25 protein-coding genes and 1 pseudogene are annotated in these 24070 nt (G+C 64.8%); 3 read left to right on the plus strand and 23 right to left on the minus strand.

Features of this window, described 5'->3' with window-relative positions; genetic code table 11:
- The 23 genes and pseudogenes from NZM16_RS13305 to NZM16_RS13410 all read right to left on the minus strand — a co-directional run.
- A pseudogene (locus tag NZM16_RS13305) lies at window positions 1-309 on the minus strand (NADH-quinone oxidoreductase subunit M); the annotation flags it as partial.
- Between the two features lie 15 nt (window positions 310-324).
- On the minus strand, window positions 325-2250 hold the full coding sequence (gene nuoL / locus NZM16_RS13310; protein ID WP_295453519.1) for an NADH-quinone oxidoreductase subunit L: 1926 nt from the start codon (window positions 2248-2250) through the stop codon (window positions 325-327).
- 203 nt (window positions 2251-2453) lie between these two features.
- On the minus strand, window positions 2454-2756 hold the full coding sequence (gene nuoK / locus NZM16_RS13315) for an NADH-quinone oxidoreductase subunit NuoK (protein WP_295480830.1): 303 nt from the start codon (window positions 2754-2756) through the stop codon (window positions 2454-2456).
- Entirely contained in the window at window positions 2756-3268 is a 513-nt protein-coding gene (locus NZM16_RS13320) for an NADH-quinone oxidoreductase subunit J (RefSeq protein WP_295480832.1), read from the minus strand. Before NZM16_RS13320 ends, nuoK begins: the two co-directional genes overlap by 1 nt.
- Window positions 3269-3420: 152 nt before the next feature.
- Window positions 3421-3945: an NADH-quinone oxidoreductase subunit NuoI gene (gene nuoI / locus NZM16_RS13325; protein ID WP_295480834.1), complete on the minus strand. Its 525-nt coding sequence runs from the start codon at window positions 3943-3945 to the stop codon at window positions 3421-3423.
- A 71-nt stretch (window positions 3946-4016) separates the two neighbouring features.
- Window positions 4017-5015, minus strand: coding sequence for an NADH-quinone oxidoreductase subunit NuoH (gene nuoH, locus NZM16_RS13330; RefSeq protein WP_295480836.1), 999 nt, complete (start codon window positions 5013-5015; stop codon window positions 4017-4019).
- Window positions 4996-7584: an NADH-quinone oxidoreductase subunit NuoG gene (gene nuoG, locus NZM16_RS13335; protein WP_295480838.1), complete on the minus strand. Its 2589-nt coding sequence runs from the start codon at window positions 7582-7584 to the stop codon at window positions 4996-4998. Before nuoG ends, nuoH begins: the two co-directional genes overlap by 20 nt.
- A gap of 21 nt (window positions 7585-7605) precedes the next feature.
- A complete protein-coding gene (locus NZM16_RS13340; protein ID WP_295480840.1) occupies window positions 7606-7758 on the minus strand; it encodes a hypothetical protein in 153 nt (50 codons plus the stop codon).
- A gap of 108 nt (window positions 7759-7866) precedes the next feature.
- The gene (locus tag NZM16_RS13345; protein ID WP_295480842.1) at window positions 7867-8154 is read right to left on the minus strand and encodes a hypothetical protein; all 288 of its coding nucleotides are present in this window, start codon (window positions 8152-8154) and stop codon (window positions 7867-7869) included.
- An 82-nt stretch (window positions 8155-8236) separates the two neighbouring features.
- The gene (nuoF, locus tag NZM16_RS13350) at window positions 8237-9550 is read right to left on the minus strand and encodes an NADH-quinone oxidoreductase subunit NuoF (RefSeq protein ID WP_295480844.1); all 1314 of its coding nucleotides are present in this window, start codon (window positions 9548-9550) and stop codon (window positions 8237-8239) included.
- Window positions 9550-10026, minus strand: a complete 477-nt coding sequence (gene nuoE / locus NZM16_RS13355) for an NADH-quinone oxidoreductase subunit NuoE (RefSeq protein ID WP_295480846.1) — start codon at window positions 10024-10026, stop codon at window positions 9550-9552. The genes nuoF and nuoE overlap by 1 nt, the downstream gene beginning before the upstream one ends.
- Window positions 10027-10079: 53 nt before the next feature.
- A complete protein-coding gene (gene nuoD / locus NZM16_RS13360; RefSeq protein ID WP_367185229.1) occupies window positions 10080-11285 on the minus strand; it encodes an NADH dehydrogenase (quinone) subunit D in 1206 nt (401 codons plus the stop codon).
- Between the two features lie 289 nt (window positions 11286-11574).
- Window positions 11575-12093: an NADH-quinone oxidoreductase subunit C gene (locus NZM16_RS13365; RefSeq protein ID WP_295480850.1), complete on the minus strand. Its 519-nt coding sequence runs from the start codon at window positions 12091-12093 to the stop codon at window positions 11575-11577.
- Between the two features lie 276 nt (window positions 12094-12369).
- Complete coding sequence (locus tag NZM16_RS13370; RefSeq protein ID WP_322797830.1) at window positions 12370-12894, minus strand: NADH-quinone oxidoreductase subunit B family protein; 525 nt, start codon at window positions 12892-12894, stop codon at window positions 12370-12372.
- Window positions 12882-13241 carry an NADH-quinone oxidoreductase subunit A gene (locus NZM16_RS13375; RefSeq protein WP_366946218.1) on the minus strand — a complete coding sequence of 120 codons (360 nt, stop codon included), beginning with the start codon at window positions 13239-13241 and terminating at the stop codon, window positions 12882-12884. Before NZM16_RS13375 ends, NZM16_RS13370 begins: the two co-directional genes overlap by 13 nt.
- A gap of 537 nt (window positions 13242-13778) precedes the next feature.
- Window positions 13779-14075, minus strand: coding sequence for a ferredoxin family protein (locus NZM16_RS14115; protein ID WP_366946217.1), 297 nt, complete (start codon window positions 14073-14075; stop codon window positions 13779-13781).
- Between the two features lie 10 nt (window positions 14076-14085).
- Entirely contained in the window at window positions 14086-15819 is a 1734-nt protein-coding gene (locus NZM16_RS13380; RefSeq protein WP_295452382.1) for an FAD-binding protein, read from the minus strand.
- A complete protein-coding gene (locus NZM16_RS13385; RefSeq protein ID WP_295480852.1) occupies window positions 15816-16634 on the minus strand; it encodes an ABC transporter permease in 819 nt (272 codons plus the stop codon). Before NZM16_RS13385 ends, NZM16_RS13380 begins: the two co-directional genes overlap by 4 nt.
- A complete protein-coding gene (locus tag NZM16_RS13390; protein ID WP_295452377.1) occupies window positions 16627-17817 on the minus strand; it encodes an ABC transporter substrate-binding protein in 1191 nt (396 codons plus the stop codon). The genes NZM16_RS13385 and NZM16_RS13390 overlap by 8 nt, the downstream gene beginning before the upstream one ends.
- 27 nt (window positions 17818-17844) lie before the next feature.
- Window positions 17845-18606, minus strand: coding sequence for an ABC transporter ATP-binding protein (locus NZM16_RS13395; protein ID WP_295480854.1), 762 nt, complete (start codon window positions 18604-18606; stop codon window positions 17845-17847).
- A gap of 173 nt (window positions 18607-18779) precedes the next feature.
- The gene (locus tag NZM16_RS13400; protein ID WP_295452371.1) at window positions 18780-19313 is read right to left on the minus strand and encodes a DUF4242 domain-containing protein; all 534 of its coding nucleotides are present in this window, start codon (window positions 19311-19313) and stop codon (window positions 18780-18782) included.
- Between the two features lie 49 nt (window positions 19314-19362).
- Complete coding sequence (locus NZM16_RS13405) at window positions 19363-19635, minus strand: sulfurtransferase TusA family protein (RefSeq protein WP_295452370.1); 273 nt, start codon at window positions 19633-19635, stop codon at window positions 19363-19365.
- 59 nt (window positions 19636-19694) lie between these two features.
- A complete protein-coding gene (locus NZM16_RS13410; protein ID WP_295452367.1) occupies window positions 19695-20540 on the minus strand; it encodes a sulfurtransferase in 846 nt (281 codons plus the stop codon).
- 867 nt (window positions 20541-21407) lie between these two features.
- Between NZM16_RS13410 and rplI the strand changes: the two genes are divergently transcribed.
- From rplI to lipB, 3 genes are all read left to right on the plus strand, one after another.
- Window positions 21408-21857 (plus strand): 50S ribosomal protein L9, encoded by a 450-nt coding sequence (gene rplI, locus NZM16_RS13415; RefSeq protein WP_295452365.1) that lies wholly within the window; start codon window positions 21408-21410, stop codon window positions 21855-21857.
- Between the two features lie 2 nt (window positions 21858-21859).
- On the plus strand, window positions 21860-22573 hold the full coding sequence (locus NZM16_RS13420; protein WP_295452362.1) for a helix-turn-helix domain-containing protein: 714 nt from the start codon (window positions 21860-21862) through the stop codon (window positions 22571-22573).
- Window positions 22574-23012: 439 nt separating this feature from the next.
- Window positions 23013-23792, plus strand: coding sequence for a lipoyl(octanoyl) transferase LipB (gene lipB, locus NZM16_RS13425; protein WP_295480856.1), 780 nt, complete (start codon window positions 23013-23015; stop codon window positions 23790-23792).
- Window positions 23793-24070: the final 278 nt, after the last annotated feature.

The following is a 24070-nucleotide window of genomic DNA, read 5'->3' on the forward strand; positions in this document are numbered from 1 at the left end:
GGAGGCCGCCAGGGCCAGGGGGAAGATCAACGCCGTGAGCAGGACCAGCCACAGGCTGATCCCGTCCACCCCCACTCGATACGCCGCCCCGATGGACGGCGCCCAATCCCAGCGATGAACGAACTGGGGTCCGGGTTGCGCCGGGTCGAAGCCGAACAGGAGCCCCAAGGCCAGCCCGAGGACCCCCAGGCTGGTCCCCAGCGCGATCCACCGGATCGTCCCCGTGCGATCCCGGGGGATCGCCAGGATCAGCAGTGCCCCGCCGAGGGGCAGGAGCAGCATCCAGGTCAGGATCGGGAAGCCTACCATCGGTTCTTTAGCTCCTTATCGCAACATCCAGAGGATGTAGAACACGAGAAGGACCGCGCCGATCAACACCGAGAGGCCATACTGACGCACATAGCCGCTGCTCCAGCGACGCACGCCGCTGGCCAGTGATCCCACCAGACGGGCGACGGCATGGACCGCTCCGTCGATCCCATATGGCTCTACCACATCCGCCACGGCCCGCGCCGCCCGTTCGAAGGGACGGACGAAGAGGACGTCGTAGAGCTCATCGACGTAAAGCTTCCGGGTCAGCGCGGTGAAGAAGCCGCGGAGCGCGGGACGCAGTGGATCCTCCACCCCCTCCGGCCAGGCCTGGGGACGGTAGATCGCCCACGCCGTTCCGATCCCGGCCAGGGCGACGAGGGTGGCCAGCAGCGCCTGTTCCGGATGGAAAACCGGCGGATACCCGGGCTCGAGCCATGCGCTGAGGGCGCCCAGCCCCGGCGCGTTGATCCAGCCGACCCCCACGGAGAAGAAGGCGAAGATCATCAGGGGGACGGTCATCACGGCCGGGCTCTCGTGGGCGTGACCAGCCGCGGCGCTTCGCGGTGCGCCGGCGAAGATCATCGCCACCTGCCGGGTCATGTAGAACGCCGTGAGGAAGGCCGCCGCCACCAGGAGACCATAAGCCAGGGCAGTCCATCCCCCGGCCTTGCCCAGGGCCGCCAGGATCTCATCCTTGCTCCAGAACCCGGCCAGCGGCGGAAGCCCCGCCAGCGCCGCCGCCCCAATCCCGAACGTCCAGAATGTGATGGGCATCCGCCGGGCCAGCCCACCCATGCGGCGCATATCGTTCGGGTCGAAGGGCGAGGCATCTGGGTGATGGCGATGGGCGTGCTCCAAGGCGTGGATCACCGAGCCCGCTCCCAAGAAGAGCAGGGCCTTGAAAAAGGCATGGGTGCCCAGATGGAAGATCGCAGCCCCGACCGCCCCGGCCCCTGCCGCCGCCACCATGTAACCCAGCTGGGAGATCGTGGAGAAGGCCAGCACCCGCTTGAGATCGAACTGGCCGATGGCGATGAGGGCCGCCCACAGCGCCGTCGCCGCCCCGACCAAGGTGATTACCCCCTGGGTGAGCGGCGCCAGCTCGAACAGGGGATGTGCCCGGGCGATCAGGTAGACCCCGGCGGTGACCATGGTCGCCGCGTGGATCAGCGCGGAGACCGGCGTGGGGCCTGCCATCGCGTCGGGCAGCCAGACATACAGCGGGATCTGGGCGCTCTTACCGGTCACACCCGCGAACAGCAGCAGGGTAATGAGCGTCGCCACCCCGGCCTCGACCGCCCCATGCTCGGCGGCCTCGAAGATCGGCCCGTAGCGGAACGTGCCGAAGGTCCAGAAGAGCAGCAGCAGGCCCAGGGTGAAGCCGAAATCCCCGATACGGTTCACGATAAAAGCCTTGCGGCCCGCCCAGGCGTTATAAGGCGTCTCGAACCAGAAGCCGATCAGGAGATACGAACACAGCCCCACCAGCTCCCAGCCCACAAAGAGGATGAGGAAGTTATCGGCCAGGACCAGGAGGAGCATGGAGGCCAGGAACAGGTTCAAGAACATAAAGAAGCGGCGGATGTGGGGATCGCCCGCCATATAGCCGATGGAGTAAACGTGGATCAGCGTCCCCACCAGCGTCACGATTAGCGCCATCGCGATCGATAGAGGGTCAATCCGCAGTCCCACCTCCGCCGTGAGGGGAGGGACGATCGCCCATTGGTAGAGGGTGACCTCCACCAGCCGGGCCTCCGGCGGGCGGGATAGGAGGGCGGCGAAGACCATGAGGGCCATCCCGAAGGAGGCCGCTGCGGCCATCGAGGCCACGATCCCGGCCATCCGCTCTCGTGTATAGCCGGTGGAGATCAGATTGATCAGAAGCCCCAGCAAAGGGAAGGCGATGATCAGCCAGGACCACTCCAACAGGGCGTCCATACCCTCGCTCCCAAGGGATTTCGGGTTCAGGCGGCCTGCCATTGGCCGGCGGGCCGCGGACGGCGACGGAAGTCGCGCGTTTAGGGCGCCTGGCGCCGGGGGTCGGCCGTTGCCGACTGGATGCTGGGTGCCGCCTTTAATGTGTCGGCGAAGGCCGACTCCTGGCCGAAGGCTCACAAGGGGCGACTTCAGTCGCCCCCATTCTACCCCCGCAAGCCGCTCAGCTCATCCACGTTCGTGGTCCTCTTGGTGCGGAAGATCGCGACCATCAGGGCGAGGCCCACGGCGACCTCCGCTGCCGCCACCGTTAACACGAAGAAAACCGTCAGCTGTCCCTCCAGCAGGCCGCGATAGCGGGAGGCGGCCACAAAGGCCAGGCCCGCCGCGTTCAGCATCAGTTCCACGCACATAAAGATGATCAATGCGTTCCGACGGATCAGGAACCCGACGGCACCGATCCCAAACAGAAGGGCGCTCAGGGCCAGATAATGGGTTAGCGTGACCATCATTTGCCCTCCGGGCCGGAATCCCGGGCCAGCACCACCGCGCCGATCATGGCGATGAGCAGAAGAACGGAAGTGATCTCAAAGGGCAACACATAGGTGGTGAGCAGCCGCTCCCCAATGGCCGCTGGATCCCCGAAGGGAACTGGGGGGCTCCCGACGGGCGCCAGGCCGGCGGGTGCCCGGAGGAAGGCGAACAGCGTGCCGCCGATCAGGGCCGCCCCCAGGGCGCCGGCCAGCGGGACCTGCCAGCGTAGGCCCGTGGTTCCTCCCACCCTTTCCGCCCCCAACATCATGATCACGAACAGGAACAGCACCATCACTGCCCCAGCGTAAACGGCGATCTGAACCATCGCCACGAAGGGGGCGCCCAGGAGAAGATAGAAAACGGCCACCACCACCAGGTTCAGCACCAGGAACAACGCGCTGTGCACCGCATTCCGCGTGATCACCATCGCCAGGGCGGTGGCGACGGCGATCCCGGCCAGCAGGTAGAACGCGATCAGCTCCCCCAAAAGAACCTCCAGCGGCACGGTTTTTGTGGGTTCGATCGGAGCAGAACAGTCTCTTGAAGAAAACCCGGGGGACGCCACATAGAGGGGCGAAAAAGCCCTCTTTTCTCCCCCTGGCCCCTGGGCCATCAAAGAGGATGGGCCCTCGGGGACCTCTAAACTGGCTCGTTCACCAGCCCCTCTTCCCAGATCGAGCGGGTGCGCAGAGCGGGATCGGTGGTCCGCTGAGGGGTGCCCGGCGCCCCCGGCGGCGGCGGCACCAGCAATTGCGCTTTGGTGACGATAAACGACTCCCGCGCGTAGCCAGCCGGCGGGATCTTATCGGTCAGGACGATCGCGTTGGTCGGGCAGGCGTCCTCGCAATAGCCGCAGAAGATGCAGCGCAGCAGGTTGATCTCATACACCTTTGCATAACGCTCGCCGGGGGAGTAGCGCTCCTCGTCGGTGTTCTCCCCGGCCTCTACGTAGATCGCATCCGCCGGGCATGCGGCGGCGCACAGGGCGCATCCGATGCAGCGTTCCAGTCCGTTGCTGTATCGGCGCAGCTCGTGCACCCCCTTGAAGCGCGTCCGCAGGGGCCGCTTCACTTCCGGGTAAGCATACGTCACCGGGCCTCGCAGATTGGTCTGAATGAACTCCTGCAGCGTGGTCCACAATCCCCGGAACAATTCCATTACCATTGGATCACCTCGCTTCCAGAGCGAAAGGTTCGAGAAGACGGGGGAGAGGGGCGGCCGCCCCGACTGCTGGCTCAGGCGGTTAAAGCGACCACCACCGCCGTCCCCATGACGTTCGCCAGGGAGAGCGGCAGCAGCACCTTCCATCCCAGGCTCATCAGCTGATCATACCGGATCCGGGGCAGCGTGGCCCGGAGCCAGATCAACACGAAGATCAGAAAGCCAACCTTCAGGGTGAAATAGACGACCCCCAGGCCCGGGTAGAGATCCACGAAAGGCCCCAGGTATCCGCCCAGGAAGAAGGTCGTCATCAGGGCGCCGAAGCCGATCATCTTAACGTATTCGGACATAAAGAAGAGGGCGAACTTCATGCTGCTGTATTCGGTGAGATAACCGGCTGTCAGCTCCTGCTCTGCCTCCACCAGATCGAAAGGCGCCCGCTTGATCTCCGCCAAGCCGGTGATGAAGAAGATCACTGCCGCCACTGGCTGAAGGAAAATCAGCCATCCATTCCGCTGGGCCTCCACGATCCCGCTGACCTGGAGCGTCCCCGTGGTCAGCACCACGCTCACGATCGCCAGCCCCATGGCCAGCTCGTAGCTGATCATCTGGGCCGAAGCCCGGATGCCCCCCAACAGCGCGTATTTGTTGTTCGACGCCCAGCCCGCTAAGGTGATCCCATACACGCTGATGGAGGTGACGGCCACGATGTAGAGAACTCCGACGTGGACATCCGTTAACTGAAGGCGAGTTCGATACCCGAACAGGGTGAGCTCCGGGCCGAAGGGGATCACGGCGAAGATCAGAAGGGTCGGGATCAGGGTGATCAGCGGTGCCAGGACGAAGAGAACCCGATCGGCATATTCCGGGATGAAGTCCTCTTTGAAGAACAGCTTGACCGCATCGGCCAGCGGCTGGAGCAGCCCATAGGGGCCCGCCCGGTTCGGGCCGATCCGGGCCTGGAAATCGGCGATGAGCTTGCGCTCCGCCAGGGTGAGATAGGCGAAGCCGGTCAGCAACAGCAGGACCAGGATCAGGCTCTTGATGGCCGCCTCAACGAGGAAGGGCGCCATTCCCAACCTCCACTCGAAACTTGACCGGAAGCGCCTCCACGACGCCGGCGCGAGCGGTCAGGCTCGCCGGAAGTAGGATGACCTGGGATGGAACGCTGGGATCGACAAGCGCCGGCAGGCGGAGCGTCTGCCCGTTCACCCGAACCACGGCCATCTGGCCTGCTTCCAGTCCCAGCCGCCGGGCGGTCTCCGGATGCATGCGCGCCGCCCATGGGACGGTCCGGCCTCGCAGATGTGGTGTGCGGGCGATCAGCGTTCCCTCCTGGTAGAGCCGGCGGGTTGGGATCGCGAGGATGCTTTCTTCGGAGGGGATCTCGGGAGCTTTCCAGGCCAGCGGCCATCGGGCTTCCGGCGTCTCCGCCTCCGAGGGCCGGACGCGGCCCAGCCCGGCGGTGTTCGGCCGCGCCGTCCCGCCGAAATACAGATCTCGCGAGGTCCCCACCGGCGGCCACTGGGGCTGCGTCCAGGCCAGCGCGCCATAATCCATGCCCGCGTAGCGCGGATCGGTCCGCGCGATCTCATCCATGACGGCCTCGGGGGAGAGATAGCGCCATCGCTGGCCCAGACGCAGCGCGATCGCTATGAAGATCTCCCAATCCCCTCGCGCCTCGCCGACCGCCGGGATCGCCTTGTAGAACCGCTGCACCCGTCGCTCCGCGCTGGTGAACGTGCCGTCCCGTTCCGCCCAGGATTGGGCGGGCAACACCACGTCCGCCATCCGGGCGGTTTCCGTGAGGAACAGGTCCTGGACGATCAGAAAGCCCGCCCTCGGCATCGGCCGTCCGTCCCCGACCGGATCCGCTCCGACCACGTAAAGAACCGGGACCTCCTCCGGGAGCGGGCGGGCGCCAATGAAATCGAGGGCTCCCTGGGTGTTGGCGTGGGGCCAGAGGGGAAGCAGGCCGTTGTTCGGGCGGCCCACATGGCCGGTGAGGGCGAGGACGTTCGCGGCCATCCCGACGAACGCCTCCCCGTCCACGACGCCTTCCCGGCCGAAGATCAGCACTACCTCTCCGGCTTCGGCGATTGCCCGGGCGAAGGCCCGGATCTGTTCCACCGGGACGCCGGTTCGCTGGCCGATGAAATCCAACGGGTAGCCCTCCAGCGCCTTCCGCAACGCCTCCAGGCCATCCAGGCGGGGCAGCACCTCGGGAGCTACTCGGTTTTCGTCCAACAGCACCTGCAGCGCCCCGACCAGGACCAGGGCCTCGGTCCCGAAGCGATAGCGAAGGATGAGATCCGCGTAGCGCTCCGCCTTTTGAGGCTTGCCGCCCGCCACGATCAGCCGGGCGCCCCGTCGCACCGCTCCCCGGACCCGCAGGAACCAGACCGGAGCTTCCTCCTCGAGATCCCCGGCCATCACCACGATGAGGCTTCCCGGCCTCATCTGTCCGAAGTCGGTGCCTGTCCCCACCCCATACCGGGCGACCCACTCGCCCCCGAAGATCGGCGGATCCATGCTGATCCACGAGGACCCCAGCGCCTCCCCGAACAGGCGGCGGAACAAATAGAGATCTTCATTCGGGAGGCGATCCCCAACGAGGCCGGCCGCTTGGGGGCCTGCCCGGCTCAGCGCTTCGGCCACCACCTCCAGCACGTCCTCCCAAGATACAGGCGTGAGCTCGCCGTTCCGTCGGATCAGGGGTTGTCGGAGGCGATCCTCGGCCGTGGCGAAGTGATGGACGAAGCGGCCCTTATCGCAGATCCAGATTTCGTTGACCGCCTCGTGCTGGCGGGGCATCACTCGGAGGATGTCCCATCCCCCTTTCCGGGCCGACGGCCGCACGTCCAGGGTGATGTTGCAGCCCACCGGGCAATGGGGACAGATGCTGGGGATCGGCGTCATCTCCCATGGACGGGCCCGGAACCGGAAATCCGTGGTGGTCAGGGCGCCCACCGGGCAGATGTCCGTGGTGTTCCCCGAGAAATAGCTGGCGAAGGGCGGATCCGAGAACGTGATGATCTCCATGCCCCGCCCGCGGTCGGAGAACCCCAGCACCGGGTCATCGGCGATCTCCTCCTGGAACCGGATGCACCGGCCGCAGAGGATGCAGCGCTCTCGATCCAGAAGGATCAGGTCGCCCAGCGGGACCCGCTTCTCCTGGTGCATCTTATCGGCGTAATCGAAGCGGGACTCCCCCGGCCCATAGCGCATGGTGAGGTTCTGAAGGGGGCATTCCCCGCCCTTATCGCAGATCGGGCAGTCCAAGGGGTGGCTGGTGAGCAGGAACTCCAGGATCGCCCGCTGGGCCTCCTGGACCTGCAGGGTGTTGGTCCGCACCACCATACCCTCGGCGACCCGGGTCGTGCAGGCGGTTTGCAGACGAGGCATCCACTGGATCACCGGTCGTCCTTCCTCATCCCGCATCGGCTGCCGCGTCTGGGGATCCATTTTGATCATCCCGATCTCAACCAGGCACATCCGGCACATCCCGGCCGGCTCCAGCTTCGGGTGATAGCAGAACACCGGGATGTCCACCCCCAATCGCTTGGCGGCATCGACCACCAGCGTGCCGGCCGGGACTTCGATCGGACGATCGTTGATGATGACCCGCACGGTTCCTGTCATCGGGGCACCTCTCCGCGCTTCTCAGATCGGCTTCGAGCGTCGCACGAGTTCCTCTGCCAGTTCCTCGTAGAAGCGATGGGAATCCTCCAGGTCCAGCGGCTTGAGCAGGGGCGGGAGCGGACGAGCCCTTTTCATCTGCTGGTGGATGAACCCGCCCAGGTAGAACTCCTTCAAGCCAGGGTCTTTGTCTTCGCTGGTTCGGTGAAAAAAAGATGAAAGGCCGCGAGGGCTGTGTCCCCCGTCAGGACAAATCCCCGAAAAAGGGGCACTCGGAAAAAGGCATCAAGCACCCTCCGCTGGAGGGGCGTCAGAAGCGATCTCGTATCCCCAGACATGAAGTCCCCACTCCCAGATCTCCCGAACCTCCGGCGGCCAGAGGTAGCGGCGGACAACCGGCCAGTGGGCCGCAACATCATCAGGTGAGAGGTATCGCCAGACCTCCTCGAAAGGGGCCTCAGCGACAATCCGCCCGATCAGGTGAGCCCGTTCTTCCGCATCCCCCTCGCGCAGGATCCGCCGGATCTCTTCCTCGGTTAAGTCTCCACTCCAGAAAAACGGCGCGCGGGGCATCTCCTCTCCCTCGCTGGGCGCAGGCACCTTGTCTTCTAAAACGAGGCCTCCGCCGCAGGATCTTCCGATCCGGCTTCCCCCCTCAACGGCCTGGGACGGTCTCAACCGTTCCCGCAGGCGCGGCCACCGGCGCCTCCAGTGGCTGAGGGATATACGCTTCGTATTCCTTCCGGAAGTGTTTCAGGCTGGAAAGCACCGGGCTGGTGGCGAAGTCCCCCAGCGGGCACAGGGTCTTGCCCGCCATCTGCCGCGCGATGCTCTCCAGCAGCTCCGGATCCTTCGGCCGTCCCCGCCCGGCCACCAGCCGCTCATAGACCCGCCGGAGCCAGTAGGTCCCCTCCCGGCACGGCGTGCACTTCCCGCAGGATTCATGCTGGAAGAACCGCACCATCTTGTAGGCCGCCCAGACGATATCGACCGTGTCGTCCAGGACGATGATGGAGGCCGACCCCAGCATGGAGCCTGCCGCCTGCACGGACTCGTAATCCAGGGGCGTATCCAGGGCGGAGGCCGGCAGCATCGGGGCGGAAGCCCCGGCCGGGAGGATCGCCTTCACGGTTCGCTCCTCCCCCAGCAGGCCCTGACCGTATTCCTCCCCGAAGATCAGGTCCCGGAAGGTGATCTTCCCCAGCTCCGCCTCGTAGTTGCCCGGCCGGCGCACCCGGCCGCTCAGGCAGAAGATCTTCGGGCCCGGGCTCTTCTCCGTTCCCATGGTTCGATACCAGGAAGCGCCGTTTAGGATGATGGGCGGCACGTTGGCCAGGGTCTCCACATTGTTCACCACCGTCGGCTGGCCGTAGAGACCGAAGGTGGCCGGGAAGGGCGGGCGCACCCGAGGATGGCCGATCTTCCCCTCCAGGGACTCTAAGAGGGCGGTTTCCTCGCCGCAGATATAGGCCCCCGCGCCCAGGTGAACGAACATCTCCACCGAATAGTTCGTCCCCAGCACATTCCGGCCGATGAGCCCGGCGGCGTAGGCCTCGGCGATGGCCGCCTCCAGACGGCGGGCCACCGAACGGTATTCGCCCCGGATGTAGACGTAAACCCGTTCGGCCTGGATCGCGTAAGCGGCCAGGAGGGCGCCCTCGATCAGCTGGTGGGGGTTGCCCTCCATAATCTCGCGATCCTTGAAGGTCCCCGGCTCGGATTCGTCGGCGTTGACCACCACGTATTTGGGGAACACGTTTTTCGGCACAAAGGACCATTTCACCCCGGTAGGGAAGCCAGCCCCGCCCCGCCCCCGCAGGCCGGAGGCCTTCACCTCTTCGATCACCTGATCCGGGGTCATCGACGTCAGGGCCTTCCGCCACGCCTCGTAGCCGCCGTGGCGGAGGTAAACGTCCAGACGATGAAGCTCTGGGATCTCTCGATGTCGCAACAGGATATAGCGTCCCATCACATCCCATCCCGGGAGAGATCTCCCACGATCCGATCGAAGACCTCAGGGGTCACGTTTTCCACGAACTCCAGGTCCACTTGCATCGCCGGCGCTCGATGACACGCGCCGATACACATCACCGTCTCTAAGGTGAACCGGCCATCCGGCGTCGTTTCCCCGGGCTGCACCCCCAATCGCCGCACCGCGTGGGCGACCAGCTCATCGGCCCCCCGCAGGGCACAGGGGAGATCGTCGCAGATCTGGATCCGGTGGCGGCCGATGGGATGATCGTAGAAGAGCGAGTAGAACCCTACCACCTCCCGGACCTCGGTAGGGCTGACGCCGGTGATCTCCGCCACCTCTCGAATTCCCTCCTCCGCGCAATATCCATACTCCTGCTGAACCAGATAGAGCAGCGGGAGGATGGCCGACCGCTTCACCGGATATTTCGCCAGAATTGCTTCTACTTCGTGGGCATATTTCTCACGGAGCATTCTCTTCAACCTCTACACCACGAGTGTGGACCTTTACGAGGTTGGATGTTCCCTCACCGGTCGATCTCCCCCAGCACGATATCGATGCTGCCGATGATCGCCACCAGATCCGCCACCAGGCCCCCCTTCGCCATGATCGGGAGGGCCTGAAGGTTCACGAACGAGGGGGCCCGGAAATGGACCCGCCGGGGCCGGGGAGATCCGTCGCTATTGATGTAAACCCCGAATTCCCCTCGAGGGGACTCCACCGCGTGGTAAACCTCACCGGGCGGCGGGCTGAAGCCCTCCGTCCAGAACTTAAAGTGGTGGATCAGGGCCTCCATGCTCCAGGCCAGCTCCTCCTTCGGCGGCGGCGTCACCTTGCGATCGGGCGTGATGTAAGGGCCTCGGGGCAGTCGCCGGAGAGCCTGATCGATGATCCGCAAGCTCTGGCGCATCTCCTCGATGCGCACCATGAAGCGGTCATAGACATCGCCGTTCTCGCCCAGCGGCACGTCAAATTCGAAATGATCGTAGGAGGAATACGGCTGGGCCTTGCGGACGTCGTAGTTCACCCCGGAGCCCCGGAGGGATGGGCCCGTGACCCCCCAGGCGATGGCGTCCTCCGGGGAGATCACCCCCACCCCCTTCGTCCGCTGGAGCCAGAGGGGGTTCCTCTTCAACAGGCGCTCGTATTCGTTGATCCGGGCCGGCATGAGCTTCAGGAACGCGCGCACCGCCTCTTCGAATCCTTCCGGGACATCCCGCCACAGCCCGCCGACCCGGAAGTAAGAGACCATCATCCGCTGGCCGGAGACCATCTCGAAGATGTCCAGGATCAGCTCCCGTTCGCGGAAGCAATAGAGAAACACGCTCATCGCCGCGATGTCCAGAGCGTGGGTCCCCAGCCAGACCAGGTGGCTGGCGATCCGTTGCAGCTCCGTGAGGATGACCCGGATATACTGGGCCCGCAGGGGGACTTCCACCCCCATGAGCTTCTCGACGGCCATCACGTAAGCCAGGTTGTTGGACATCGGCGAGAGATAATCGATCCGGTCGGTGAGGGGGATGATCTTGGTGTAGGTTTTGGACTCGCAGTGCTTCTCGATGCCGGTGTGCAGATACCCGATGTCCGGCACCACGGAGACGATGGTCTCGCCATCCAGCTCCACCAGCAGGCGCAACACCCCGTGGGTGCTGGGGTGCTGCGGGCCCACATTCAAGAGGACCGTCTCTCCCCGGAGCGCCCGCTCTGAGACCAGGTGCTTCAACTGTTCCAGCGTGAATTCCTGAACCTCGCCCTCTCGGATCGCCATAAGTTCTTAACCTTCCCATCAAGGTGTGAGCCTCGCCCCTCGTGGCCTGCCCATCGGATGGGAATGCCGGACGCACGGGAAGCGGGCTGGGAGCGCATCGCTTCGACCGCTGGTGCCAGGGGCGCCTTTGAGGACTTCGTTCGCCTGCCAGCCCCACAGATCGAAAACGCCATCCGCTACCAGTCAGCGCGACCCGAAAACGCGGCGGGCCTGCCGCCGTTCACACCGGGCGGAGGCCCGGGCGACCATCATCCTATTCCCGCACGTAAGGCTTCTGGGAGTCAATCTCCCGCCAGTTGAAAGAGAACTGGACCGGCTCCACGACCAGCGGGTGGTCCCGTCGCAATGGATGCCCCTCCCAGTCCTCCGGCAGCAGGATGCGGCGCAGATCCGGATGGCCCTCGAAGCGGATGCCGAAGAGATCGTAAACCTCTCGCTCGTGCCAGTTCGCCGTGGGCCAGATCCCCGTTACGGAGGGAACCACCGGGTCCTCTTCTTCCAGGAAAACTTTCAAGCGAAGCCGGAGGTTGTGGGAGAGGGAGTAAAGGTGATAATTGACAGCAAAGCGGGGACGCTCAGGCCAGTAATCCACTGCACACAGATCAGAGAGGAAATGAAACCGGCACACCGGATCATCCCGGAGGAAGCGGCAGAGCTCCACCAGATCCTCCCGGCGGACCACCAGGGTGGTTTCTCCCCGAAACTCGATGATCTCCTGAAGGGCCCCAGCAAAACGCGCCCGGATGGCTTCCACCACAGCCTGGATCGACACCCCTATCCTCCTGTGTGCGAGATCCGATGGCATTTGGGGTGATGGGACATCGGGCAAAGTCTTTGCTCCCATCACTTCGCTCAGGGTTTATGCGGCGCCTGGACCGCTCGGGCACCGCACGAACCGGTTTTTCTCCCCTCCACGCGGTCTTCCCGGCCCCATTGTCCTTCCCCAGCGATGGCGCAACGGGTCTCCTGGATAGGGTGGGCGGGGCTGCTTCCGGTAGCCCCGCCCACCCCGCAGGTCCCCCCGAGAGGGGAACAAGGCCTTCGCTTCTCACCGGGAAGCTCCGATCCGTCCCCCTCGTCGGATCTTCTCATGGAGCAGCAGGATGCCCTCGATCAACCCCTCCGGGCGAGGAGGGCAGCCCGAGACATACACATCCACCGGGATGATCTCATCGACCCCCTGGACGATCGCATAGTTGTTGAACACGCCGCCGGTGGAGGCGCAATCCCCCATCGCGATCACCCATTTCGGCTCCGTCATCTGATCGTAAAGGCGCCGGACCACCGGGGCCATCTTCCGGCTCACCCGCCCGGCCACGATCATCAGGTCCGCCTGACGGGGGGAGGCGCGCATGATCTCCATCCCGAACCGAGAGAGATCATAATGGCTCGCCTGGGTGGCCATCATCTCGATGGCGCAACAGGCCAGCCCAAACAGCAACGGCCACATCGCCCGGGTCCGCCCCCAGGCCGCCACCCACTCCAGGGCTTCCTCCAGGGTGGTGAGCGCCACCCCCATCTCGCCGGTCTTCTGGCCTGCCCCAACCGCCACGGGCTCCCTCACCGCTCCCATTCGAAGGCTCCTTTCCGCCACGCGTAGATATATCCGATCAGCAGGATCAGGACGAAGAGCCCCATCTCAACCAGGGCGAGCGTTTTCAGGGACCGAACCTGCAATGCCCATGGATAAAAGAAAATAATTTCGATATCGAAAAGAATAAAAAGCAGGGCGATCAGATAAAATTTAACCGGGAAGCGTCGCTGTGCCGGCCCGATGGGGATCATACCGGATTCATAAGGGAGCTGTTTGCGGCGGCTGGGCCGCTTTGGGGCCAGCAGCTGGGGGGCGATCAGGGCCACCCCTCCGATCCCCAATCCCACCAAAATCAGAGTCAGGATCGGCACATACTCCAGAAGGATTCCGTCCGGCATCAACAGGCTCCCCCGGAAGTCTTTTGTTCATTCTACCACAATCAAGGGGAGCGTCAACCTTCTGGAGCATTTATGCTTTGACCCATTACGCTATGGGCAACTTCTGAACGCCTATTTTTTCTCCCCCTCCCCAGAGCCCATAGGCCCTGGGGAGGGGGGTAGGGAATGGCCCGCTTCCCTCCGAAAGGCGCTTGGATTGGACTCGATGTCAGAAGTTGCACATAGCACTCCCAATCAATAAGGGACAAAGCATGAATTGAGGATTCGAGGGCTCAAGGGGCTGTGTCGGGGAAGAGGGCAAGCCGTTCCGGCCTCCTTTCTGAGCTTGGGGCTTCGGAAGGGGGAAGAAAAATTCGGGGGGATGGGGCCGGGACCAGAGGTCCTCCCCCTCATCCCCCTGGGTCTATCGGACAAGGCTCGGGCTTTACGGACCAACTGCCTGACAGCCCCGGCGCTCTCATCAGCGACGGCCACATCGAAGCCCGGATCGGGTTTGCCCATGAATTCCTGCTTTGCCATGGGCGGCTATAAAAGATCGAAACCCTGAGAAGGCGAGCGCAGCCTTTGCTCATCATGATCAGGCAAAAGAACAGCAACATATGATCCGATCGCATGCAGCGGGCTTCGATCAGGGCCAACATAGATGGCATCTGTCGGACAATAAATTTCGCACAGAAAACAGCTCTGGCATTCTTCTCGATAAACGATCACCGCTTTCGATCTGCCGGCCCCATCGGGCTCCATGCGTAAGAGATCCAGCGGGCATATCTTTACGCATAACTCGCAGCCTACACATCGATGGGGGTCAATTGTGTCAATCATCCCTATTCTCCTAAGGGGTCCAGATCTGGAAGGTCTGTGGATCGCTCAGCGACATGGGCGTGATCACGAAGGAAGGCGAGGCCGCATGCTTCTCCGGCCACGCGATCAGCCAGGTGTCCTCATATTGCGGATCCGGCTGGGGATGATCGAGGCGGCGATGCCAACCCCGGGTTTCCGGGCGTGCCCGGGCGCTCTGGAACACGGCCCGGGCGATCTGGATGGCGCTCCGCAGCTCGTGCCAGCGCACCAGATCATGCCAGTTCCCGACCCGGATGGCATGCAGACGCTCCCATAGAGCTGCTGCGCCCGCATCGGCCTCCGCCAGCCCGGAGGCGGTTCGGAAGAAGTTATACGCCGGATCCGCGACGAAGCGTTGCAGGGATTTCAACACATCATCCAGAGAAGCTCGGCTTTGTTCCGAATCGCTGGAATCCAGAGGGGCCAGCATGGCGTGAAGGGATGGCGTCAGGACCTCCTCCTCCCAGACGCCATTCCCCGGTTCGACCCGCTCGACGGTGTGAGCGGCCGCTTGCCCGGCCCAGTGTCCGCTTGCCAGCGCCCATGCTAGGTTCAAAAAGGTGATCCCGCTGCCGGCGCCGACCAGGGGCAGCCGTGTCGCGGTGTCGCCGGCGGCGAAGAGGCCTGGAACCCCGGTGGCTCCCGCTAGATTTCGGATGTAAATGCCGCCCCCTCCAGCGATCGATCCGATGAAACCCGGGATCCAGGGAACCGGCTCCTTGAACACATCCACGCCGGTGCGATGCAACCCCCGGGCGACCAGGGGGAACTGATGCTCCCACTCTTGTCGCGCCCGAGCCGGGATCCCTCGAAGGTCCATAACGATCGGATCATGTCCGGCCCGGAGTTCACTGAGCATGGCCAGGGCCGTCAGATGGGGGGGAGCCGGGCAAGGAAACCCATGTCGCGCCAGGATGTCCTCGCCCCATCGGTTTCGCAGACGCCCTCCGAGTCCCATGAGCACATCTTGGCCGTGGGTATCGAAGAGGGCGCAGGTGGCCAGATAGCTCGTGCAGAATTCCATTCCCGCCAGCTCCGCCCCGGCCTCCAGGCCCAGGGTCAGTCCCTCCCCCATAGCGGAATGCAGTCCCATGTGGGCCCCTCGCCACGCGCAGCCCCCAGCGGCCAGCACCACGGCCCGCGCCCGCAATGCCACCAGCACGCCCTGCTGGCGGCGAATCCCGAGGGCCCAGAAGCCTCCTTCTCGTGCGGAGCGGAGCTTCAGAATGACGGTTTGATCCAGGATCCGGGTGCCAGCCCGCAGGGCCTCCTGGCGCAGAAACCGGGCGAACTCCACGCTGGAAAGCCCCAGCCGGGGCACGTGCCGGCGTCCGGCTGCGGGGATCCATCGCCGACGGAGCGATCCATCTTCGGACCGCTCCACCGGAGCTCCTTTTGCGGCCAACTGTTCGATCAGGCATGCGGTTGTCTCGATGGTTCGGCGAACCGCCTCCGGATGCGCCAGCCCCTCGGAGAGCCGGGCATGCTCCGCCCAGAAGGCTTCCCAATCGTCCTCCGGCCGCAGGTAGATCACCACGCCCCCAGCGAAGGGGCTGACCCCATCGGCGCCAGCGAACCCCTTGGCCACCACCAGGGTTCGAGCGTGAGGCGCTGCGGCCCGGGCGGCCATCAGGCCTGCGATCCCGCCGCCGATGATCAGGACATCGCATTCCCTCCAGCATACGGGGTGATCCCGCCAGCGCTCGACACGAAAGTGGTGCTTCATCGCCTCGCTCCTGGAAGGGCTTTAGCGAGCTGTCGAACGCCCACGTCCAAGCCCAGCCCGATCACGCCGATCGCCAGGATGGTGGCCATCAGCTCCGCGTAGGCCAGCCGATCCCGCGTGTTCAGCAGGAAGTAGCCCAGCCCGCTGCTGACCCCCAACATCTCGGCTGGGACCAGCACCACCCATGCCAGGCCCACCGCCAGGCGGACCCCTCCGATGATCTGCGGGAGGATCGCCGGCAGGATCACATGGGCGACCAGATGGACGCCCCGCGCGCCAACGCTTCGGGCCATCAGCAACCAGCCCGGCTCCAGCTGCCGGATCCCGGCGGCCGTGCTGAAGAGGATGGGCCAGATCGTGGCCACGACGATCAGGGCGATCACGGCCAGGTCGCCGACTCCCAGAAGGATGATCGCCAGGGGTGTCCATGAAAGCGGCGACACGGTTCGCAGGACGTGCAGTGGGACCAGCATGGTCTGTTCGGCGAGGGGCCTCAGTCCCAGGATGAGCCCGATGGGCACGCTCAACCCGATGGCCAGGGCCAGGCCGATCAGCACCCGCTTTAAACTCAGGAGCGCATGGGCGGTCAGCGTTCCGCTGCTGACCAGGTGCCAGAGGGCGGGCAGGGTTTCAGCGGGCGAGAAGCTGGCTAAAAACGCATGGGAGCCCAGCCAAGATGGATGGGTGCCGCCCCACCACAGGCCCATCATCAGCGCCGTCCCCAAGGCGGGACGCAGCACATTCTGGACGTTCCACCTTTTTCGGCTCGCCGCTCGGGCTGGAACCGGGCGTGTGGAAGTCTGGGCTTCAAGCATCGATCGCCTCCTCACGCTCCCAGGAAGCGGGCTGATCGAAAACCGATGGCCCTCCGGCCTCTTCGACAGCGCGGCGCACAAAGCGGTCTTCCACCAGATCCCGGGCGACCCATGTCGGATCCAGACCTTTCAGAAACTCCACTTCCCCCTCTACCGCGGTTTGCTGGAGCGCCTGGACCAGCGCCGCGGTATAAGAAGGGTAAGGATAGGGCTGGAAGTCGATCCAGCGGGGCTGCCACTGCACATTCCGGATGGCCCCGGCGGCGACATATGGCTCCAGCGGGGCGTTGAACACCTTGGCAATGGCTTCGACGGGATGGGGAAGATAGCGGCTGAGCACCTGCGGTGCCTCGTGGCGGTTCGCCCGCAGCCAGAGCTGGGCCCGCACGACGGCGCGGATCACCGCCTGGGCCCATTCCGGGCGCTCCTCCAGATCCTCCTCCCGCATCGCAACCACGCAGCAGGCGTGATCGCGCCAGACGTCGCCGGTGAACCGGAACACGCGCCCTACGCCTTTGACCTCCGCCAGGGCATTAAAGGGATCGGCGACGATGTAGCCTGCGATCTGTCCACCGGCCAGGGCCGGTAGCATATCTGGCGGGTTCATCACGAGTAGCCGAACCTGGCGATCATTAAGCGAGCCGGTTCCACCGAGAACGGGCTCCAGCTTGGCCTTCCGGAGAAGCGTCTGCAGCACCACGTTGTGGATGGAATACCAGAACGGGATGGCCACCGCTTGCCCGGCCAGTTCCTCAAGGCTTTGAAGGTTGTTGCGCACCGTGAACGCTGACCCGTTGACGTGGTTCCAGGCCACCACCTTGACCGGGAAGCGGCGGAAATATCTCATCCAGACTGCGGCGGGCATCAAGAGATGGATCACATCAACCTGCCCGGCCTGGAAAGCCTCAGCGATCTGCGACCAACCCCGGAACAGGATGAGGGGTTCTGGCTGAAGGCCTTCCGCTTTGTAATAGCCTAGGGCGTCGGCGATCAGCAGCGCCGAAGCATCAGTGATCGGCAGATAGCCGATGCGCAATCGCTCATCCTTGGGCTGGGGAGGGGAGGTCGGAGCCTCTCGGGTCGCAGGAAGAGATAGGGGGAGAGATCGGCTGCACCCGAGAAGGCTCAGCCCAAGGAATGCGGCTCCGCCTCGTAAAAAGTCTCGTCGTGTGAGCCGGCTCATGGGCTTACTCTCCTCCTTCCAATTAGGTCATGCTTCCGAGCAACTCGCCGCTTGAAGTCGAGCCCGTCGCAGGGAATCCACGATGAATTCCTGCAACTGGGGCTTCGCGTCGCTATGCCTTCGAAGATCCAGTTCCCAGACAAAGTTGCCGGTCTGGGGGGAAAGAAGAAGGATGCGATCTCCTGCCTCCATCGCTTCGTCTACATCGTGGGTGGCCCAGAGGATGCCGATCCCATCGGACAGAGCCAGCTGGCGGATCTCTGCCCTCAGCTCCCGTCGTGTCGGTGCGTCCAGAGCGCTCAGCGGTTCGTCCAGGAGGAGGAAGGAGGATTGCCGCACCAGAGCCCGCGCCAGCGCCACCCGCTGAGCCTGTCCTCCCGATAGTCCAGCCACCGATCGGTCGGCCAGATCGGCCAGCCCGACCCGCTCCAGGGCCCGATCCACCCGCTCGCGGGCCGCGGATCCGTTCATCCCTGGCAGAAAACGCAGGCCGAAGAAGACGTTCTCCCAAACCGTGAGCCAGGGTAGCAGCAATGGGGTCTGGAACATGACGGCCAGCTTCGGCGTCCCAGCTTGCACCGGCGCTCCATCCAGCGTGACCTGCCCGGCGTCCGGTCGATCCAGGCCGGCCAACAGGCGCAGGAGGGTGCTCTTGCCGGCGCCGCTTGGACCGATGACACAGACCACCTCCCCGTCCCGGAGCTCCAGGTGGAGATCCTTGAGCACGGGAATCAGACGACGCTGTTGCACAAAGCTCTTATAAAGCCCTTCCGCTCGCAGCACGCTCATCGTTCGATCCCTCTCTCCAGGCCGATCGCCGTCCTGAACCGGGGTAGGACGGAAGGCCTTCCGAACCTCCGCCCCACCCCCATTGGATTGCTCCTCTCCGATATCCCGGAGGCGAGGAGCAGGTTGCGATAGCCCATGATTTCCACCTCGATCCCTGGGACGGCAGCGAAGTCCTAAGCATCGAGGTTTTCGACCCGCGTCACTGCGTCCGCCGGGGCCTCCACGACCTGCCGGGCCCTCAGGACATCCTCTACGGTCTCTGCCTCGTAAAAGCACAGGCACTTGCTCATATCCTCACAGACATACGTGCGCAGGAATTTAACCTCCGGGACCTGCGCGTAGCGGGGGCTGTTGGCCTTTTTACGCTGGAGATAGGCCTCCATGGTCAGCCCCGGGGGGAAATTCCACTCCACCACGTAATCCACCGTCGCTCGGGTAGCGCGGGCCTCCTCCAGTTCCTGGCCGACCAGGCGGACTGACTTGATCAGAGCGGTTGCGAAATCCGCTTCCCGGGCCGCGTGGCGAAGGTGATCCTCCACGGGAGCCTCCAGGATGGCGAAGAACCGGGAGTGATCGCTGGCCACCTGGGCTTCGATCAGCTCCGCGTTCCACCTGCGGGCCGCTTGGGCGAGCCGATCCAAGGCGGCCCGGATCTCTGTCCGCTGCACACCGTTGGGCAGGGCGCTTTCCAGAAGAAAGATGGGCATCGTCGCACCTCCTTGAAAGGATCGAGTGGGGATGGAGAGTATGCATCCCTCATGGCTGATCTCCGGCTTGGACGCCCGGTCCTCCATGGGCGGTCATCACGATCCGCGCCTCTTCTCCTTCCCGATGAACTTCAAGCACCGCATACCCGTTGCGCTTGGCCCAGGCGACGATGGTGAACTCATCCGCATAGCCTTTGACCCACACCTCCACCGCCTCCTCCGGGCCCAGGCCCGCCAGGGCATGCCGGACCCGACCGATCGGCGAGTCCGTGCATTGCTCGATCCCTGCCCGCAGATCTATCGTCCGTGCGATTCGCGCCATGCCTTCCCCCTCATCCGTGGGGGCGGGCCTCCCATCCGGGAGGCCCGCCCCCTTCGCTTTCAGCGTTCGATGGGCACCCCGATGGTGTTGCCCCACTCCGACCAGGAGCCGTCGTAGTTGCGGACGTTGGGGTAGCCCAGGAGATGGCGCAACACGAACCAGGTGACCGAAGACCGTTCCCCGATGCGGCAGTAGGTGATAATCTCCTTATCCGGTGTGATCCCCGCCTCCTCGTAGAGCCGGCGCAGGGACTCCGGATCTTTGAACGTGTCGTCGTCGTGGAGCGCCTTCGACCACGGGATGTTCACCGCGCCGGGGATGTGGCCACCGCGCTGGGCCGCCTCGTTGGGGTATTCCGGCGGAGCGGTGACCTCCCCGGTGAATTCCGCCGGCGATCGCACATCCACTAGGGCCACCCCCCGCTTCCCCATGACGTTCAACACGTAGGGCAAGTGCGCCCGCAGACGAGCGTCCGGCTCCTGGGCTCGATAGGTCGCCGGCGGGTAAGAAGGCACCTCCTCGGTGAGCGGGCGCCTCTCCTCGATCCACTTCTTGCGGCCGCCGTTCAGCAGGCGCACATCCGCATGGCCGTAGAGCTTGTAAATCCAGAAGGCGAAAGCGGCGAACCAGTTCCGGAAGTCGCCGTAGAGCACCACGGTGGTGTCATTGGAGATCCCGGCCCGGCTGTTGAGGGCCTCGAAGGCTTCCCGGCTCAGGATGTCCCGCCGCACCGGGTCGTTCAAGTCCTTGCGCCAGTCGAAGAGGACCGCGCCGGGGATGTGGCCCAGATGATACGCGCTGCTCGGGTCATAATCGACCTCCACAATCCGCACCTTCGGATCCTGAAGGTGCTGCGCCACCCATTCCGTGTCCACTAACGCCAGGGGATCCGCATAGGTCGCCATGGCCTCTTCCCTCCATACAGGGGTTAAAACGGATTGGGCTTCCCTGTGGGACTGAAAGGGCACGAGCGTCTCGGCGTCCCGCACGGCCTCTCGCGATCGCTGGACGGCGACAAGCGCCTATCCATGGCCGATCGGAAGCGGTGAGCATGGAGGGAGGCGTTGTCGCAAGTTCCGCCGGAGGGCTGCGGCTCTGCGATGGGATCCGCTTACCGCTCCGGAGGATAACTCGCATGAACCCGCTCTCGCGATGTCCCTATCCCTTGGATCGGGAGAATACGGGAAAGGGCTGTCCCATTGCCGTCAGGCAAAGAATTGGCGAGAGCGGAATGCGGGAACACCGCGGTTCGTGGGTTTCCGAACGGGAGAGGGCGAGGACAGAAGGAGGTCGGTTCCACTCAGCGGGGCGCGCGTCCCAAGCGGGCGGCCGCCTTCTGCCCCCGCTCAGGACAGATACAGGTGTTCATCGAGGAAATGAAATCCACCCGCGGCGCGATCCGCTGTCGCGGAGCGCCCCTCACGCCAGCAGGTGGGATCGAGCGCATCTTGGCCATCGTCTCTCAACGGCCTCAGGGGTTTGGCGCTATATATAACACGGCCCCGATTTTTTGTCAAGAGGATCAGCGAAATCAGCGCGCCTCGGAGCCCGCGGAACGCGATCCGGCTTCCCGCCTTCCGTCCGAGTTGTCCGACCGTTGCAACGCTGGTAAGATACCCCCTTGAAGCGTTCTTGCGAGGAGAGCATATCGAAGGCCACCCCTGGCGATTGGGGCGGTGTGGGAGGAACGCCGGAACGGATGGGGAGGCCATCGGCCTTCCCTCTATCCCTTAGGGCGTTTCCACGGATCATCTCTGCGGAGGATCAACCCGATGAAGGTGGTGCTGCTGCGGGATGTGCCGAACCTCGGGCGGGCGGGCGAGGTGAAAGAGGTCGCCGACGGCTACGCGCGGAATTACCTGATCCCCAGGGGCCTCGCCACGCCGGCCACGGAGGGCCTCATCCGCCACGCGGTGGAAACCCGCCAGGCGGCGGAACAGCGCCGGATTCGTCAGCGGAACACCGCTCAGGAGATGGCCGCCCGGCTTCAAGGAGCCTCGGTGACGATCCGGGCCCGGGCCGGGCAGAGCGATCGGCTCTACGGCGCGATCACCAGCCAGCAGATCGCCGAGGCCATCGCCCAGCAGCTGGGCGTGGAGGTGGACCGGCGACGGATCGAGCTGGAGGCCCCGATTCGCACCCTGGGGATCCATCCGGTGAAAGTGCGGCTGGGTCCGGAGATCGCTGCCCAGGTGCAGGTGGTGGTGGAACGGGAGGCATAAGGGTGGGGATCGGAGAACGGCTGCGGGCGGCTCGGGAGGCCCGGGGGCTCTCTCTGGAGGAAGCCGCCGCGGGAACCCGGATCAAGCGCATCTATCTGGAGGCGCTGGAGAGCGAAGCCTTCTCGCTCCTCCCCAGCCCGGCCCACGCGCGCGGGTTCCTGCGCCGCTATGCCCGATGGCTGGGTCTGGACGAGAAGATGATCCTGGCGGAGTGGGATGGGACGCCGGCGGCCATCCCTCCGGTGCGGCCATCCCGTATGCCCTCCATGTTCGATCTCACCCGCATCCCGGCCCGCCCGGCTTTTCCGTGGCGTCCCCTCGCCACCGCAGGCTTTGCGGCTCTGTTGCTGATCGGTGTCCTCGTTCTGGTTCGCGGGCCATGGGGGGGTCAATCCGCTGGTCTTCCTCCGGCTCCCACCGTGACGGGAGCCGTATCCATTCCATCTGCGACCGCGACTCCCGGATCGGTGACCACCGTCCCCGCGCTCCGTCTGGAGGTGGAGGCCAGCGAGCACGTCTGGGTGCGAATCCGGGCGGACGGCCAGATGGTCTATCAGGGCCTGTTGCGGCCGGGGGAAGCCCGGACCTGGGAAGCCCGCTCGTCCCTGGAACTGGACACGGGGAACGCCGCAGCCCTTCAGGTGCGCCTCAATGGCCGTCCCGAAGGCCCCCTGGGCGGGCGCGGAGAGATGGTTCGTAAAACCTGGTCGAGGTAAGATCGGCGAACGAGGTTTTGAGGCCGGGAAGCCGCCCAAGGCGGCTCCCCCATCTCTCCGCCCAAAGATTCCTTGGTTCCCTCCTCCCCGCGGCCCAAGGGAACATAAATCCCGACGAGGGAGGAGCCAGGGAGTAGAGTCATCCCCCCGCCCGGTATGTCCCCTTCGTGCGGGCGTCTGCGCGCTGCCGTCCCCATATTTTCGCTCCAGCAGTCCATGCTTCCTTCTTTGGGGATTTTCGGGGGCAGTGCAGGGGGCCTTTGGCCCCCGCACCGCCCCCGAACGATTTTTTTTCTCCCCCCTCCCCACGGCCCTCTGAGAGTTGGTTTCACTTTATTGCTTATTGCAGGGGGCGCGTCCAGCGGATAAGATAAGCAAGAGGCTTGGATCAGAGGCCTGAAGTCCCTCGCGCGGAGTCGGAGGGGAGGAGCGTTCACGGATGCGAGGCTGGTGGTCGGCCCTGGGAGTGGTGGAATACGAAGCGGCTTGGAGGTTGCAGCGCGCGCTGGCTGAGGCCCGGGCGGCGCAGCGGATCCCCGATACGCTGCTTCTGCTGGAGCATCCTCACGTGTTCACCCTGGGGCGCTCCGCCCGGCCGGAACATATCCTGTGGGATGAGGCCGAGCGGGCCCGCCGGGGCGTTCAGGTGGTCCTCACCGATCGCGGCGGCGACGTCACCTATCATGGCCCGGGCCAGATCGTGGGCTATCTCATCCTGGACCTGCCGGGGCTGGGGCTGGACAAAGTCGCCTTCGTGCGCCGGATCGAGCAGATGCTGGTGGAAACGCTGGCCCGCTTCGGTATTGCCGCGGGGACGCTCCCCGGGGCCCCCGGGGTGTGGGTGCAGCCGGACACCATGAGCCGATGTGCCTGGTGCCCGCCAGCCCTCCGGCGGGCTCCCGCCAAGATCGCCGCCATCGGCGCGCGGGTGGACGCCCGGGGGATCACGATGCACGGGTTCGCCCTCAACGTGTGCCCGGATCTTACCTACTTCACCGGCATCGTCCCGTGCGGCATTGCGGATAAGGGCGTGGTCTCAATGGCCATGTTCTTGGGGGAGCCGGAGGATGAGGCCGCGCGGTCCCAACAGATCGCGGCCGTTCAGGAAGCCCTTGCCCGGTCCTTCGGGGAGGTATTCGGACTGGAGGTGGAGCCGGTGGACCCCGTTCGCCTCTGGGCGCTGGCAAAGGAGGCGGTCGTCCCCTCTGCGGCTCATTAGCCGACAGCGACCGAGAACTCCTCAGGGGCAATGGCTCCTTTTTCCGCTTTCCGCGGCTCTCCGGGCTGCGGGGAGGGGAGAGAAAACACGCCGTGGGCAACTTCCGAGCTCTCCCAGGGGGTTGGGGACTGGGGCGCCGCTGAAGGCGGTGTTGTTGTTTCCCCCTCCCCAGGGCCTAACGGGCCTGGGGAGGGGACTGACCGGCTTCCCTCCCGAGGGCGCCTGGATCGGACTAGTGCTTTGTCCACTTTTAATTTAGGGGTTTTCGGGGGCGGTGC

This window comes from Thermoflexus sp., assembly GCF_025055495.1.
GTDB lineage: Bacteria > Chloroflexota > Anaerolineae > Thermoflexales > Thermoflexaceae > Thermoflexus.

Bases quoted from the DNA above. Each gene is read 5' to 3' on its own strand.
- nuoL (WP_295453519.1), bottom strand. From the start codon at position 2,250: ATGGACGCCCTGTTGGAGTGGTCCTGGCTGATCATCGCCTTCCCTTTG.
- nuoK (WP_295480830.1), bottom strand. From the start codon at position 2,756: ATGGTCACGCTAACCCATTATCTGGCCCTGAGCGCCCTTCTGTTTGGG.
- nuoI (WP_295480834.1), bottom strand. From the start codon at position 3,945: ATGGTAATGGAATTGTTCCGGGGATTGTGGACCACGCTGCAGGAGTTC.
- nuoH (WP_295480836.1), bottom strand. From the start codon at position 5,015: ATGGCGCCCTTCCTCGTTGAGGCGGCCATCAAGAGCCTGATCCTGGTC.
- nuoG (WP_295480838.1), bottom strand. From the start codon at position 7,584: ATGACAGGAACCGTGCGGGTCATCATCAACGATCGTCCGATCGAAGTC.
- NZM16_RS13345 (WP_295480842.1), bottom strand. From the start codon at position 8,154: ATGCCCCGCGCGCCGTTTTTCTGGAGTGGAGACTTAACCGAGGAAGAG.
- nuoF (WP_295480844.1), bottom strand. From the start codon at position 9,550: ATGGGACGCTATATCCTGTTGCGACATCGAGAGATCCCAGAGCTTCAT.
- nuoE (WP_295480846.1), bottom strand. From the start codon at position 10,026: ATGCTCCGTGAGAAATATGCCCACGAAGTAGAAGCAATTCTGGCGAAA.
- NZM16_RS13370 (WP_322797830.1), bottom strand. From the start codon at position 12,894: ATGGGAGCGGTGAGGGAGCCCGTGGCGGTTGGGGCAGGCCAGAAGACC.
- NZM16_RS14115 (WP_366946217.1), bottom strand. From the start codon at position 14,075: ATGATTGACACAATTGACCCCCATCGATGTGTAGGCTGCGAGTTATGC.
- NZM16_RS13380 (WP_295452382.1), bottom strand. From the start codon at position 15,819: ATGAAGCACCACTTTCGTGTCGAGCGCTGGCGGGATCACCCCGTATGC.
- NZM16_RS13385 (WP_295480852.1), bottom strand. From the start codon at position 16,634: ATGCTTGAAGCCCAGACTTCCACACGCCCGGTTCCAGCCCGAGCGGCG.
- NZM16_RS13390 (WP_295452377.1), bottom strand. From the start codon at position 17,817: ATGAGCCGGCTCACACGACGAGACTTTTTACGAGGCGGAGCCGCATTC.
- NZM16_RS13395 (WP_295480854.1), bottom strand. From the start codon at position 18,606: ATGAGCGTGCTGCGAGCGGAAGGGCTTTATAAGAGCTTTGTGCAACAG.
- NZM16_RS13400 (WP_295452371.1), bottom strand. From the start codon at position 19,313: ATGCCCATCTTTCTTCTGGAAAGCGCCCTGCCCAACGGTGTGCAGCGG.
- NZM16_RS13405 (WP_295452370.1), bottom strand. From the start codon at position 19,635: ATGGCGCGAATCGCACGGACGATAGATCTGCGGGCAGGGATCGAGCAA.
- NZM16_RS13410 (WP_295452367.1), bottom strand. From the start codon at position 20,540: ATGGCGACCTATGCGGATCCCCTGGCGTTAGTGGACACGGAATGGGTG.
- rplI (WP_295452365.1), top strand. From the start codon at position 21,408: ATGAAGGTGGTGCTGCTGCGGGATGTGCCGAACCTCGGGCGGGCGGGC.
- lipB (WP_295480856.1), top strand. From the start codon at position 23,013: ATGCGAGGCTGGTGGTCGGCCCTGGGAGTGGTGGAATACGAAGCGGCT.